The organism is Nocardioides ferulae (genome assembly GCF_003660455.1).
Lineage (GTDB): Bacteria > Actinomycetota > Actinomycetes > Propionibacteriales > Nocardioidaceae > Nocardioides > Nocardioides ferulae.
This window is the reverse complement of the sequence record NZ_QZVR01000001.1, coordinates 191,100-203,864: the sequence shown is the minus strand read 5'-3', so window position 1 is coordinate 203,864 and position 12,765 is coordinate 191,100. Positions and strand designations below refer to the sequence as shown.

General features: G+C 70.1%; 11 protein-coding genes. 6 read left to right on the top strand and 5 right to left on the bottom strand.

The window, feature by feature from the left end:
* Position 1 precedes the first annotated feature (1 nt).
* Together D6B71_RS00945 and D6B71_RS00940 are read right to left on the bottom strand one after the other, a co-directional pair.
* On the bottom strand, positions 2–844 hold the full coding sequence (locus tag D6B71_RS00945; protein ID WP_121251106.1) for an MlaE family ABC transporter permease: 843 nt from the start codon (positions 842–844) through the stop codon (positions 2–4).
* Positions 845–847: 3 nt separating this feature from the next.
* A complete protein-coding gene (locus tag D6B71_RS00940; protein WP_121251834.1) occupies positions 848–1,570 on the bottom strand; it encodes an MlaE family ABC transporter permease in 723 nt (240 codons plus the stop codon).
* 241 nt (positions 1,571–1,811) lie between these two features.
* Here D6B71_RS00940 and D6B71_RS00935 point away from each other — a divergent pair, with 241 nt between their 5' ends.
* Positions 1,812–2,471, top strand: a complete 660-nt coding sequence (locus tag D6B71_RS00935; protein WP_240640910.1) for a potassium channel family protein — start codon at positions 1,812–1,814, stop codon at positions 2,469–2,471.
* Between the two features lie 18 nt (positions 2,472–2,489).
* Here the strand turns inward: D6B71_RS00935 and D6B71_RS00930 are convergent, their stop codons facing one another.
* Positions 2,490–3,923, bottom strand: coding sequence for an APC family permease (locus D6B71_RS00930; RefSeq protein ID WP_240640909.1), 1,434 nt, complete (start codon positions 3,921–3,923; stop codon positions 2,490–2,492).
* 259 nt (positions 3,924–4,182) lie between these two features.
* On the opposite strand from D6B71_RS00930, the gene D6B71_RS00925 reads away from it, so the two are divergent.
* From D6B71_RS00925 to D6B71_RS00915, 3 genes are read left to right on the top strand one after another with little or no spacing between them, the layout of a single operon-like run.
* Complete coding sequence (locus D6B71_RS00925; protein ID WP_121251101.1) at positions 4,183–6,171, top strand: glycosyltransferase; 1,989 nt, start codon at positions 4,183–4,185, stop codon at positions 6,169–6,171.
* Positions 6,168–6,503, top strand: coding sequence for an STAS domain-containing protein (locus D6B71_RS00920; protein ID WP_121251099.1), 336 nt, complete (start codon positions 6,168–6,170; stop codon positions 6,501–6,503). Before D6B71_RS00925 ends, D6B71_RS00920 begins: the two co-directional genes overlap by 4 nt.
* Positions 6,496–6,990 (top strand): ATP-binding protein, encoded by a 495-nt coding sequence (locus tag D6B71_RS00915; RefSeq protein ID WP_206051493.1) that lies wholly within the window; start codon positions 6,496–6,498, stop codon positions 6,988–6,990. Before D6B71_RS00920 ends, D6B71_RS00915 begins: the two co-directional genes overlap by 8 nt.
* Before the next feature lie 9 nt (positions 6,991–6,999).
* Here the strand turns inward: D6B71_RS00915 and D6B71_RS00910 are convergent, their stop codons facing one another.
* Complete coding sequence (locus tag D6B71_RS00910; RefSeq protein ID WP_240640908.1) at positions 7,000–8,313, bottom strand: MFS transporter; 1,314 nt, start codon at positions 8,311–8,313, stop codon at positions 7,000–7,002.
* A 42-nt stretch (positions 8,314–8,355) separates the two neighbouring features.
* Here D6B71_RS00910 and D6B71_RS00905 point away from each other — a divergent pair, with 42 nt between their 5' ends.
* Together D6B71_RS00905 and D6B71_RS00900 are read left to right on the top strand one after the other, a co-directional pair.
* Positions 8,356–8,934, top strand: coding sequence for a DUF1707 SHOCT-like domain-containing protein (locus tag D6B71_RS00905; RefSeq protein WP_121251097.1), 579 nt, complete (start codon positions 8,356–8,358; stop codon positions 8,932–8,934).
* 112 nt (positions 8,935–9,046) lie between these two features.
* Positions 9,047–10,336 carry a hypothetical protein gene (locus D6B71_RS00900; protein ID WP_121251095.1) on the top strand — a complete coding sequence of 430 codons (1,290 nt, stop codon included), beginning with the start codon at positions 9,047–9,049 and terminating at the stop codon, positions 10,334–10,336.
* Between the two features lie 229 nt (positions 10,337–10,565).
* On the opposite strand, the gene uvrB is transcribed toward D6B71_RS00900, so the two are convergent.
* Positions 10,566–12,704, bottom strand: coding sequence for an excinuclease ABC subunit UvrB (gene uvrB, locus D6B71_RS00895; RefSeq protein WP_121251093.1), 2,139 nt, complete (start codon positions 12,702–12,704; stop codon positions 10,566–10,568).
* Positions 12,705–12,765 lie beyond the last annotated feature (61 nt).

Genomic DNA, 12,765 nt, shown 5'->3' with positions numbered 1-12,765 from the left:
GTCAGCTCCCCGTGATCCGCACGGTGGTGGTGGAGCCCCAGATCGCGAAGCTGAGGAAGAAGTCGGCGACGACGATCGTCACGATGCTGGTGCGGATCGCCCGCCCCACCGCCATGCCGACACCGGCGGGACCGCCGGAGGCGGTGTAGCCGTAGTAGCAGTGGATGAGGATCACCGCGATCGCCAGGAAGATCAGCTTGAAGAACGACCAGAGCATGTCGATCGGCGGCAGGAACGCCAGGAAGTAGTGGTCGTAGGTGCCGGCGGACTGGCCGTAGAACATCGTGGTGATCAGCCTCGGCGAGAGGTAGGAGGCCGAGAGCGCGACGATATAGAGCGGGATCACCGCGATGAAGGCCGCGATCATCCGGGTGGTCACCAGGTAGGGCAGCGAGGGGATGCCCATCACCTCGAGGGCGTCGATCTCCTCGCTGATCCGCATCGCCCCGAGCCGCGCGGTGTAGCCGCAGCCGACGGTGGCCGCGAGGGCGATCGCTGAGATCAGCGGGGCGACCTCGCGGGTGTTGAAGTAGGCGGAGATGAACGCGGTGAACTTGGCGACCCCGAGCTGGCTGAGTGAGGCGTAGCCCTGGATGCCGACCTCGGTCCCGGCGAAGAACGCCAGGAACGCGATCACGCCGACGGTGCCGGCGATCACCGACAGGCCACCCACGCCGAAGGTGACCTCGGCGAGGGTGCCCGCGATCTCGCGCCGGTAGCGACGGACGGCACGCGGGGTCCAGGCCAGCGCCTTGATGTAGAAGAGCAGCTGGTCGCCGTACTCCTCGAGCCGGTCGCGGCGCTCCCTGACCAGCGCGGAGCCGATCTGCGTGATGGCCGACACGTGCTACAGCCCTTCCTGCGGGACGAGCTGGAAGTAGATGGCGGTGATGATCGCGTTGAGGAAGAACAGCACCATGAACGCGACGATCACCGACTCGTTGACCGCCCGGCCCACCCCGCTCGGGCCGCCGCCGGCGTTCAGGCCCTTGTAGGCGCCGACGATCGCGGCCAGCCAGCCGAAGACGGCCGCCTTGACCATGCTGATGTAGAGGTCGGGCAGCGTGGCGAGCGCGGTGAACGAGGAGAGGAAGGCGCCGGCCGAGCCGCCCTGGATGATCACGGTGAAGAAGTAGGCGCCGCCGATGCCGGCGGAGATGACCAGGCCGTTGATCATCACGGCCACGAACACGGTGGCCAGCACCCGGGGCACGACCAGGCGGGCGAGCGGGTCGACGCCGAGCACCTCCATCGCGTCGATCTCCTCGCGGATCTTGCGGGCGCCCAGGTCGGAGCAGATCGCCGACCCGGCGGCCCCCGCGATGATCAGCGCGGCAGCGATCGGCGCCGCCTCGCGCACCACCGCGAGCACCGCGGACGCGCCGGCGAACGACTGGGCGCCGAGCTGGCCGGTGAGGCTGCCGACCTGCAGGGAGATGACCGCCCCGAAGGGCACCGAGACCAGGATCGTGGGCATCAGCGTGACGCTGGTGATGAACCAGGCCTGCTCGATGAACTCCCGGGCCTGGAACGGGGTCGTGAAGATCCGCTTGGTGACGTCGACGACCATCGCGGTCAACTCGCCTGGGCCGCGGATCACGGACACGGCTGAGAAACCCACCCGTCACCTCCCCGATCCGGTGGTCTGGAGACGCCGTCCTGTCTAGACGGCCGCCTCACGGTAGAACATGTTCTCGTTCCGAGCCACGAGCGACCCACGCTCCGCGTTATGCCCGAACAGGTGAAGGCGGATGTGAGGACCACCACGGCCGCGGCGCGGCGACGAGCCGCTCGCCTCTACGATGCGCGACGTGAACGAGACGGCCAGGATCCTGCGCACCCACCCCTCGGCGGTGCTGCTCGCCGCCCAGCTGGTCACGGTCCTCGCCTACCCGTTCTTCGACGCCACCGCCGCGGGTCGTGCCGTGATCGGCGTGGTGCAGATGGGCGTGGTCCTGATCGCGCTCTGGGCGGTGCGCCGCACTCCGGCGCTCAGCTGGGTCGGGCTGGTCTTCGGAGCCCCCGCCATGGTCTTCACGGTGCTCGAGGCGGTGCACCCCGGGTCGGATGCCGTGGTGCTGGTCTCGGCCCTGCTGCACGCGCCGTTCTACTTCTACGTCTCCTACGGGATGATCCGCTACCTCTTCCACGACGAGCGCGTGACCCGCGACGAGCTCTACGCCACCGGCGCGGCGTTCACGGTGGTGGCCTGGGGCTTCGCCTACGTCTACGCCGCCGCCCAGGTGCTGTGGCCGGGGTCGTTCCTCGGCGTCGAGGGCACCGACCAGCACACCTGGTTCGAGCTGCTGTTCCTCTCGTTCACCACGCTCACCAGCGTCGGTCTCTCCGACATCGTCCCGGTGGGGCAGCACGCCCGGTCGTTGGTGATGGTCGAGCAGGTCGCCGGCGTCCTCTACATCGCCCTGGTCGTCGCCCGGATGGTCGGCCTCACGGTGACCCGGGCGCGCTGACCGCCGGGCCGACGGGCCTCACCTCTCGTCGCCGCGCGGGTAGGGCTCGAGGTTGGAGTGCTTGATCCCGTAGGCGAGGTAGAAGACCAGCATGACCGCGACCCAGGCGGCGAAGTAGCCGAAGGTCTGCCAGGGCAGACCGGTGATCACGAACACGCAGGCCGCGATCGAGAGCAGGGGCGTCACCGGGTAGCCCGGCACCCGGAACGCCCGGTGCATGTCGGGCTGGCGGCGGCGCAGCAGGATGACGGCAGCCGAGACCACCGTGAACGCCGCGAGCGTGCCGATGCTGGTCAGGTCGGCGAGACCGTCCAGCGGCACCAGTCCGGCGAGCACCGCCACCACGATGCACACCATGATCGTGTTGGCGACCGGCGTCCTCGTGCGCGCCCCGAGTCGACGGAAGATCGGCGGGACCACGCCGTCGCAGCTCATCGTGAACAGGATCCGGGTCTGGCCGTAGAGCGTCACCAGCGTCACCGAGAAGATCGACACCACGGCCCCCGCGGCCAGCACGGTCGCGGGCCACTTCGACCCGGTCACGTCGCGCAGGATCTGCGCCAGCCCGGCGTCCTGGCCCTCGAACCGCTCCCACGGCTGCGCCGCGACCGCGACCACCGCGACGAGCACGTAGATCGTGGTGACGATGAGCAGGGCCAGCACGATCGCCCGTGGCATGGTCCGGGTCGGGTCCTTGACCTCCTCTCCGGCCGTCGAGACCGCGTCGAGGCCGATGAACGAGAAGAAGATGCCGCCGGTCGCCGCCCAGACCCCCGCGCTGCCGAACGGCGCGAAGTCGGCCAGGTTGTCGGTCTCCCAGCCGGTGAGGCCCACCACGACGAACAAGATCAGCACTCCGACCTTGACCAGCACCATGACCGCGTTCACCGTGGCCGACTCGCTCGCCCCGCGGATCAGCAGCAGCATGCACAGCCCGACCAGCACGATCGCCGGGACGTTGGCGATGCCGCCCTCGGACGGAGACATCGAGAGCGCCTCGGGGAGCGAGACACCGAACAGACTGTCGAGCAGGTCGTTGAGGTACTGCGACCAGCCGACCGAGACAGCCGCCGACGAGACGCCGTACTCCAGCAGCAGGCAGGCCGCGAGCACCATCGCCATCGCCTCACCGAGCGTGGCGTAGGCGTAGGAGTACGACGACCCCGACACCGGGACTGCGCTGGCCAGCTCGGCGTAGCACAAAGCGGTCAGCGCGGCGACGATCGCTGCCAGCACGAACGAGACCACGATCGCAGGGCCGGCCTGGGGCACCTCGGTCGTCAGCACGAAGAAGATGCCGGTGCCGACGGTCGCGCCGACTCCGAGCATCGTCAGCTGGAAGAGCCCGATCGAACGGACCAGGCCGGTGTCGTGCGCTTCGGGCTCCAGCGGCTTGCGCCGCCGCATCCGCGCGCCCAGGGTCTGCCCACTTTCCGCGCCGCGCACCGTCATCGCCCCGCCTCCCCGAAGACCGCCACGCCACCGTCGCCGTCGCGATCGGGCGGTTGCCCTCGAAGGGATTCTCCCCCCGCCGACCGTCCGGTTTGCCGCAGGTCCGCCTCTGCGGAGTCGATGCTGCGTTTGCCGGCCTCGCGGAGAGGTACCGGTTCCTCACGTGCACCCGCCCGGACGGGAGCGGACTCGGAAGGCAGAGCATGGCCCCCAACCAAGTGACGGGAGAGACCCTCACGCGTCGCGCGGTGATCGCCCCGTGACCCGGCGGCTGCTGCTGATCCGCCTCGTGGTCCTGGCCACGGCGCTGCTCGGCGTCAACTACGTCGTCTGGCGCTGGCTGGTCTCGGTCAACTGGGACGCCTGGTGGATCGCGGTGCCCCTGGTGCTGGCCGAGACCTACAGCCTCGTCGACTCGCTGCTCTTCGGGCTGGCCATGTGGCGGATCAAGGAGCGCGGCGACCCGGCCACCGCTCCCCCCGACTGGACCGTCGACGTGTTCATCACGACCTACAACGAGCCCGTCGAGCTCGTGATGCGCACCGCCCGGGCCGCCCGCGACATCCGCTACCCCCACGACACCTGGATCCTCGACGACGGAGACCGGGCCGAGCTGCGCGCGGCGGCGGAGGCCGAGGGGATCGGCTGGATCACCCGCTCCGCGGAGTGGCAGGACATGCCCCGGCACGCCAAGGCCGGCAACCTCAACAACGCGCTGCTGGCCACCGAGGGCGAGTTCCTGCTGATCCTCGACGCCGACCAGGTGCCCCATCCGGAGATCCTCGACCGCACCCTGGGCTACTTCGCCGACGAGCAGATGGCCCTCGTACAGACCCCCCAGTGGTTCGAGAACGTCCCCGACGACGATCCCCTCGGCAGCCAGGCGCCGCTCTTCTACGGGCCGATCCAGCAGGGCAAGGACGGCTGGAACGCCGCGTTCTTCTGCGGCTCCAACGCCGTGATCCGACGTGAGGCCCTGATGCAGCTGGGGGTGAGCAGGTACGTCGGGGAGGTCGAGGTGGGCGTGCACCGGGCGCTGCGTACCGCGGGATCGGTCGTCCGCTCGGCCCGTCGGCGGCTCACCCCCGACGAGCTGGAGGTGCGCCGTGCCCTCGACGAGATCCTCCACGACATCGGCAGGGCACGACGTGAGCTGGCCCGAGGAGCTCCCCTCTTCGACGTCACCTACCGCTTCCAGCGCCGAGTCGCCGACATCCGCCGCCGCCTGATCGCGGCCGACCTGGAGACCGTGCAGTCCGACCTCACCGCGATCGCCGAGCTCGAGGGGCTCACCGAGGGCCCCGGTGACGATCTGGCCACCGTCGACCTGTCCGTGCTCGACCAGCTCTCGGACCGCGAGTGGTCCCCGCTGGGCGCGGTCGAGACCGTGCAGGCCCTCGTGGACTCGGTCGACGTACACCGCGGTGACGAGGCGCAGCCGATCATGCCGCTGGCCACCATCTCGGTCACCGAGGACATGGCGACCTGCATGCGGCTGCACGCCCTCGGCTGGCACACGGCGTACCACGACGAGGTGCTCGCGCACGGGCTGGCACCCGAGGACCTGCCGACGATGCTCACCCAGCGGCTGCGCTGGGCGCAGGGGACGGTGCAGGTCATGTTCCGCGAGAACCCGTTGGTGCAGCGCGGCCTGAGTCTCGGGCAGCGACTGATGTACTTCGCCACCATGTGGAGCTACCTCTCGGGCTTCGCGGCGGTCGTCTACATCGCCGCGCCGGTGCTCTACCTGACCCTCGGCGTGCTGCCGGTGCGCGCCTGGAGCCTCGACTTCTTCATCCGGCTGGTGCCGTTCCTGCTGGTCAACCAGCTGCTGTTCTGGGTGGTCGCCGCCGGCCGGCCCACCTGGCGGGGGCAGCAGTACTCCCTGGCCCTGTTCCCGGTGTGGATCAAGGCGTTCACCTCTGCCTTCGGCAACGTCTTCCTACGCCGCGAGCTGGACTTCGCCGTCACCCCCAAGACCCGCGGCGCCGACGGCGGTCGTCGGTGGGACCTGGTCCGCCCCCAGCTCGTGGCCATCGCGCTGCTCGCCACCGCAGTCCTGGTCGGCGTGGTCCGGGCTGGCACCGGCCATGCTCCGGTCCTCGGCGTCGGCTTCAACCTGCTGTGGGTCGCCTTCGACCTGGCCGTCTTCTGGGTGATCATCAAAGCGGTGCGCTACCGCGGACCGGCCACCGACCACTCCCCCGCCGGCGCTCGCCCCGGTGAACCCCACGAAGGAGCAGCATGATCGAGTTCAAGGTCGAGACCCGAGACGACGGGATCGGGGTGGTCACGCCCCAGGGTCGGTTGAACATGGTCGCCGCCCGCCGTCTGAAGGAGGTGCTGGGCGGGCTCGTCGGCGACGGCACCAGCCGCATCGTCGTCGACATGGCGGAGACGACGTTCCTCGACTCCTCCGGCCTCGGAGCGCTGATCGGCGGACTGAAGTCGGCCCGCCAGGCGGGCGGAGACCTACGCGTGGCCCGGCCCACCGAGTCGGTGCTCAACGTCTTCCGACTCACCAACCTCGACCGGGTGCTGCGACCCCGCGACTCGGTCGAGAGTGCCTTCGATGAGTGACCAGGATCCCCGGGAACCGGACGCTGGGCCGGCCGCCGACATCGCCTCGATGGAGGGCCGCCTGGAGCTGTCGGCCCCTGCCGACCCCGAGACCATGGAGCTGGTCCACGCGCTGCTCGAGAGCCTCTGGGTGGCCCACCCCGACGTGCTCGACGTCGACCGGTTCCGCTTCGAGACCGCGGTCATCGAGATCCTCGCCAACATCGTCGAGCACGCCTATCAGCTGGAGCCGGTCGACGGAGAGCGCTCCCCGCGCCGTTTCGAGATCGGGGTGGCGGCCAACGCCGACTGCCTCGTCGCGACGCTCGGCGACAACGGTCTCCCGATGGCGCTGGACCTCAGTGATGTCGCAATGCCCGAGGACGATCTCGCCGAGTCCGGCCGCGGGCTGGCGCTGGCGGTCGCCGCCCTCGACGACCTCCACTACGAGCGGGTCGGCGGCCGCAACCAGTGGACGCTGCTCTGCCGCCGGGCCGCCTCCGCCTGAACGGTTGGGTCACGACGGGGGCTTCACCACGCCCTCGGCTCCGAGACCGGCCTGCAGCGTGGCGCGGTCGACCACCCTGCGGGCCTGCCGCCGGTAGCGCCACACCTGCGAGAGACCCAGTGCCCAGAGCGGGTACTGCGCGGCCATCGCCCACCGGAAGGCGTCCGGGCCGTAGCCGGTGCCGCCGCCGGGGGTGCGCCAGTCGAGGATCACGCCGATGGTGATCACCAGGGTCAGGCTGGCGTAGAACCCGCCCTGGTTGATGATCCCGCTCGCGCTGGCCAGGCGCTCCGGCGGGTTCGAGGTGCGCCCGACGTCGAAGCCGATCATCGAGGCCGGTCCCCCGACCCCGACGACGACCGCCAGCAGCACCAGCAGCGGCAGCGGGGCCGAGCCCGGCCAGGCGAGCACCGCCGTCCACACCGTGACGATCGCGCCCACGATCACCAGCACCATCGAGGAGCGGTGCCAGGGGTGGGCGCCGACCAGCCAGCCCAGCACCGGACCCGCGGCCATCACCGCGACCACGATCACGGTGAGCAGCGCGCCGGCCGTGGCCGGTGACCGGCCCTCGCCCTGCACCAGGAACGGGTAGCCCCACAGCAGGCTGAGCGCCGTGGCGCTGAACTGGGTCACGAAGTGCATCCAGAAGCCCAGCCGGGTGCCCGGGTGCGCCCACGACGAGGTCAGGCTGTGCCGGATGGCGGAGACCGAGAGCCGGGGTCCGCGCAGCGAGCGCCGGTCCGGAGCGTCGTGGAGCGCCACCAGCACCGCGACCGCCAGCAGGACGCCGATCGACGCCGTGCCCAGGTAGGCGCGGGTCCAGCCCAGATCGGAGAGCGCCCAGGTCATCGGCACGGCCGCGCCGACCGCTCCGAGCTGGCCCAACGTTCCGGTGAGCTGGGTGATCAACGGGATCCGGCGCAGCGGGAACCAGCTGCTCACCAGCCGGAGCACGCAGATGAAGGTCAGCGCGTCACCGACCCCCACGAACATCCGCGCGACCAGCGCCGCCGGATAGGTCGTGGCCAGCGCGAAGCCGGCCTGCGCCGCGGTCATCACCAGGAGACCGGCCAGCAGCACGCTGCGCGAGCCGAAGCGGTCGACGAGCAGACCCACCGGCACCTGCATCGCGGCGTACACGAGCAGCTGCAGCATCGTGAACGTCGAGAGCTGCGAGGCGGAGATGTCGAAGCGCTCTCCGGCGGCCAGGCCGGCCACCGCGAGAGACGAGCGGTGGAAGACCGCCAGCAGGTAGACCGCGAGCCCGACTCCCCACACGACGTACGCCCGCGCGGGGACGGGCTCGGGGCGGGGACTCACCACAGCACTCTAGGAAGGACCGGGGCCTCCTAGTATGGGCGGGTGCCCACCCCCGACCCGTGGTCCGGCTTCACGCTGGACCCACGCCGCCCGGAGAACGCCGCGATGCGCGCCGGGGACCGCGACCGGGCGCTGGTGCAGCAGGTGCTCGGCGAGGCCTACGCCGAGGGGCGGCTGGAACGCGACGAGCTCGACGAGCGGAGCGAGGCCGTGCAGCGGGCCCGCACCCTCGGCGAGCTGGTGCCGTTCCTGGTCGACATCGTGCCGGCACGGCCGGTCGCGCCGAAGCCGGCGCTGGTGCAGTGGGGCCCCGACGAGGTGCGCCGCGAGGCGCTGCGCCGCTACGACGGCGAACGACGCTCAGCGGTCCTGACGTTCGTGGGACCGTCACTGATCTGCTGGGCGGTCTGGACCGCGACCTCCTGGGGCCCCGACGGCTTCGAGGCCGACTTCCCGTGGCCGCTCATCGTCATGGCTGCGACGCTCTTCCACCTCGTGCAGACGCTGGTGCAACGACGCGAACGCGTCGAGGGCCACATGAAGCGCATCGAGCGCGAGCAGGCCAAGGCGCTGCGCAAGGGCAAGTGGCCGCCGCCCGGGCTGTTGCCGGGCGGGTTCTGAGAGGCTCGCGGACCTGTGGGCCAGGTCACAGGCGACTCCGTCACCCGGTCGCGGCACCAGGCATAGTCTGACTTCATCTGTCTCGGGACTCCGATCTCTGCGGAGGTGTGCCGTGGCACGCTCGTCCCGACGGATCCTCGCGGCCGTGGTCGCCGCGCTCAGTTTGGTGCTCTCCGGCATCGGCGCCATGGGCGAGCCTCCCCCGGCCACGGCAGCCCCGGCCGCCTCCGCGGGCGAGCCGATCATCTACACGCCGGAGACGGTGCTCGTGCCCGCGAAGGTCGTCTCCGCCCAACTGCTCAAGGTCTCCGCCGACGGCGCGAAGTACACGTTCAAGAAGCGCGCCGGTGCTCTGAAGAGGGTGCGGAAGGGCTCGGTCATGTTGCTCGAGCGGCTGGCGGTGCGCAACGTCGTGTCGGCGAAGGTCGTGCGCACCCGCTTCGTCGTGAGGACCACGGGCGCATCGCTGACCGACGTCGTGGCCGACGGCACGCTGACGTGGGACTCGGCTCTGGACTGGAGCAACGCGTTCCCCGTGAGCGGAGCCGGCGTACCTGTGCGCACAGCGGCTCGGGCGGCCGACGGCAGCTTCACGCTCAAGGGCGAGGTGCAGGGCTACGGCTGGTCGGCCACCTTCACCCCGTCGAAGACGGCGATGTCGGTGAAGATCGCGATCACCCGCGAGAAGCCCATCGACCTCGAGGTCAACATCACCGGCACCCTCGGCAACCTGCGCACGGCGGGCTCCATCGGCATCGACCAGGGCCGGCTCGGAGTCGCCCGGTGGGCCGCCGACAACGTTCAGGGCAAGTTCGAGCTCGGCTACACCGCCAAGCCGATCTCCGCGCTCGGGCTGGGGCAGGCCGGCGGCATCAAGGTCACCCTGCCGGTCGAGGTCGCGGTCCCGTTCATGGTCGGCGCGATCCCGTTCTACGTCGGCCTCAAGGTGGCGTTCTTCGCCAGCGCCGGGTTCTCCGGCTTCGACCAGGAGCTGAGCGGCAGCTACACGCTCGACTACGACGGGAGCGGCGGCTTCCAGCTCTCCCAGAGCGGCGCCACCACCGGCCAGGGCGTCCTCGACGGGCTCGGCAAGATCATCCTCGGCGCCGCGGAGGCCGTGGCCACCGGACCGGTCAGCTTCGTCTTCGGCGCCCAGCTGCCGCAGCTCGAGCTGGGTGTGGGCACCAAGGGGCTCAACGTCGCCGGCCACGTCACCTTGGTCGGCCAGACCGGGATCGCGACCTTCGGCGCCGGCTGCGACACCCGCAAATACCAGATCTTCAGCACCGCGGGAGCCACCGCCGAGTTCTTCGGGCTCTCCGCAGGCCTCGGCACGGTCAGCCTGTTCGACAAGTCCTACTACGCGTCCTACCCACCCGGCTGCGGAGTCTTCCCGGGATAGGAGCCGCCCGACCTCGTCGCGAGCACGCGGCGCCCCGGTGATCGAGCCTGCCGAGATTCACTTCGTCGCCGATGCTCGCTTCGCTCGCGCAGCTCCTCGCTCGTCGGAACCGCTCGACCTCGTTCCTCGGTCGGCGATCCTCCTCACTTCGTCGCCGACGCTCGCTTCGCTCGCGTGGCTCCCGCGCTCGCGGCCAGAGCCTGAGCTCGTTCCTCGCTCGCTCTGCCGCTCACTTGGTCGCTTCCATCATCTGGCGGAGCTCCTTCTTCAGCTCGGAGATCTCGTCGCGCATCCGCGCCGCGACCTCGAACTGGAGCTCGGCCGCGGCCGCGCGCATCTGGTCGGTGAGCTCCTGGATCAGCGCGGCCAGGTCGCTGCTGGGCATGCCGGCCAGGTCGGCCGCGTGCTTGCCCGCCTTGACGCCGAGCTTCGGCGTCGGCGACTTCGGCTTGACGCCTCCGGCGCGCCCCTTCTGACCGACGTCGGCCCAGGTCTGCAGCAGCGCCTGGGTGGACTCGTCCTCACGGGCCAGCATCTCGGTGATGTCGGCGATCTTCTTGCGCAGCGGCTGCGGGTCGACACCGTTCGCGGTGTTGTAGGCGACCTGCTTGGCCCGGCGGCGGTTGGTCTCGTCGATCGCCGACTCCATCGAGGGGGTGATCTTGTCGGCATACATGTGCACCTGGCCGGACACGTTGCGGGCCGCACGGCCGATCGTCTGGATGAGCGACTTGTCGGAGCGCAGGAAGCCCTCCTTGTCGGCGTCGAGGATGGCCACCAACGACACTTCGGGCAGGTCGAGGCCCTCGCGGAGCAGGTTGATGCCGACCAGCACGTCGTACTCGCCCATCCGGAGCTCGCGGAGCAGCTCGATGCGCCGCAGCGTGTCGACCTCGGAGTGCAGGTAGCGGGTGCGGATGCCGGCGTCGAGGAGGTAGTCGGTGAGGTCCTCGGACATCTTCTTGGTGAGCGTGGTGACGAGCACCCGCTCGCTCTTCTCCACGCGCACCCGGATCTCGTGGATCAGGTCGTCGATCTGGCCCTTGGTCGGCTTGACCACGACCTCGGGGTCGACCAGGCCGGTGGGCCGGATGATCTGCTCGACCACGTCGGGCGGGCCGCCGTCGACGCTCACCTTGTCGAGCTCGTAGTTGCCCGGCGTCGCCGACAGATAGATGGTCTGGCCGATCCGGTCGAGGAACTCCTCCCACTTCAGCGGGCGGTTGTCCATCGCCGAGGGCAGCCGGAAGCCGTGCTCGACCAGGTTGCGCTTGCGCGACATGTCGCCTTCGTACATGCCGCCGATCTGCGGGACGGCGACGTGCGACTCGTCGACGACCAGCACGAAGTCCTCGGGGAAGTAGTCGAGCAGGCAGTTCGGCGCCGACCCGGGGCTGCGGCCGTCGATGTGCATCGAGTAGTTCTCGATGCCCGAGCAGGAGCCGACCTGGCGCATCATCTCGACGTCGTAGGTGGTGCGCATGCGCAGCCGCTGGGCCTCGAGCAGCTTGCCCTCGCGCTCGAAGCGAGCGAGCTGGTCGTCGAGTTCGGCCTCGATGCCGCGGATCGCGCGCTCCATGCGCTCGGGGCCGGCCACGTAGTGGGTGGCCGGGAAGACGTAGAGCTCCTGGTCCTCGGTGAGCACCTCGCCGGTGACCGCGTGCAGACTCATCAACCGCTCGATCTCGTCGCCGAAGAACTCCACCCGCACCGCGTGCTCCTCGTAGACCGGGAAGATCTCGAGGGTGTCGCCACGGACCCGGAACGTGCCGCGGGTGAACGACATGTCGTTGCGGGTGTACTGGATCTCGACGAGGCGGCGCAGGATCGAGTCGCGGTCGTGCTCCTCGCCGACCCGCAGCCGGAGCATCCGGTCGACGTACTCCTGGGGGGTGCCCAGGCCGTAGATGCAGGAGACCGTCGACACCACGATCACGTCGCGACGGGTCAGCAGCGAGTTGGTCGCACTGTGGCGCAGCCGCTCGACCTCCTCGTTGATGGAGGAGTCCTTCTCGATGTAGGTGTCGGTCTGCGGGACGTAGGCCTCGGGCTGGTAGTAGTCGTAGTAGCTGACGAAGTACTCCACCGCGTTGTGCGGGAACAGCTGACGCAGCTCGTTGGCGAACTGCGCCGCCAGCGTCTTGTTGGGCTGCAGCACGAGCATCGGGCGCTGGACCTGCTCGGCCACCCAGGCAACCGTGGCGGTCTTGCCGGTGCCGGTGGCACCGAGCAGCACGACGTCTTGGACCCCGGCGTTGACGCGCTTGGTGATCTCGGCGATCGCCGCCGGCTGGTCGCCGGAGGGCTCGAAGTCGGAGACGACCTTGAACGGGGCGACACGACGCTCGAGATCGGTGACGGGACGCATGCCGTCAGCCTACGAGGGACCACCGACACCGGGTCTGGCGCCGAGTCCGCGGGCGGCGCCC